The 1,229-nt window shown below is 66.2% G+C and carries 1 protein-coding gene; it reads right to left on the reverse strand.

The window, feature by feature from the left end; all coding sequences use genetic code 11:
• Nucleotides 1-8: 8 nt before the first annotated feature.
• Nucleotides 9-1,169: an IS30 family transposase gene (locus ACWD04_RS34010; protein ID WP_451137589.1), complete on the reverse strand. Its 1,161-nt coding sequence runs from the start codon at nucleotides 1,167-1,169 to the stop codon at nucleotides 9-11.
• Between the last annotated feature and the right edge of the window lie 60 nt (nucleotides 1,170-1,229).

Raw genomic sequence — 1,229 nt, forward strand, 5'->3', positions numbered from 1 at the left:
CGGTGGAGTCAATCGGTTGATGCAACAGCTGCCGCGAGCCTACCAGCGGGAGTTTCGAACCCGAGGGTCTGCCGGGGGCGGGTGTTCAGCTTGAGGGCGACGGCATCCAATTCGGCCTGGGTATATCCGGACAGGTCGGTTCCCTTGGGAAAGTACTGGCGGAGGAGTCCGTTGGTGTTCTCATTCGATCCCCGCTGCCAGGGGCTTTTCGGATCGGCGAAGTAGACCTTGACGTCGGTGGCCATCGTGAACCGCTTGTGGTCGGCCAGCTCAGTACCCCGGTCCCAGGTCAGTGAAGTCATCAACCCATCGGGCAGATACCGGACTTGATGACTCAGTGCGGAGATCACACTGGTGGTGTCCTTGCCTGCGACCCGGACGAGCATGACGTAGCGGGAGTGCCGTTCGACCAGTGTCGCAATATGACTGTTCTTCGCACCGGTGATCAGGTCGCCTTCCCAGCGGCCGGGAACAGCCCGGTCCTCGGCCTCGGCCGGACGCTCGCGGATGGAGACCGCGTCACGGATGCAACCTCGCTGCTGACCTGCGGTGGAGGCGTTCTTCGAGCGGCGCATCGTGCGCCGGCGGCGCAGATGGGAGACGAGCTCCTTCTTCAGTACGCCTCGGGCCTGGATGAACAAGCTCTTGTAGATCGTCTCGTGAGACACGTACATACCGTCCTCGGGCGCGAAGGTGCGGGCGAGCCAGCCTGCGATCTGACGCGGCGACCAGTCTTCCTTCAGCTTGCCCGCGACCGTGTCCCGCAGGGCCGGACTCTGTTGCAGCAAACAGGACTTCGGGCGCCGGGCATTGCCCCAGGCCCCCTCGTCCGCGTGAGCGGCCCGGTACTTCTCACGCCCGCCGTGACGTCCCACCTCGCGGCTGACCGTGGACGGTGCCCGCCCCATCCGGCCCGCGATCGCCCGGAAGGAGTCGCCAGCGGCCAGACCCCGGGAGATCTCCTCCCGCTCCGCCAGCGACAGCACTCCGGCCGATCGAGTCCTGGCCGCCGGGACGAATCCGCCGTTCGCCGCGACCACTCCGTGGATCGACCCGGGCACCTTGCCCAGCGCACGCCCGATCTCGCTCAGCGACTGCCCGTCCCGCCACCGTCGCCACACTTCACGCTTTTGCTCGTCCGACAGCCCCGGACGCCCGATTCTCGCCACCCAGCAACACCTCCAGCAGCAGTTCTACCTGGGATGTTGCACCGACCCATTGACCTCACC

The sequence above is a fragment of the Streptomyces sp. NPDC002911 genome, assembly GCF_053591835.1.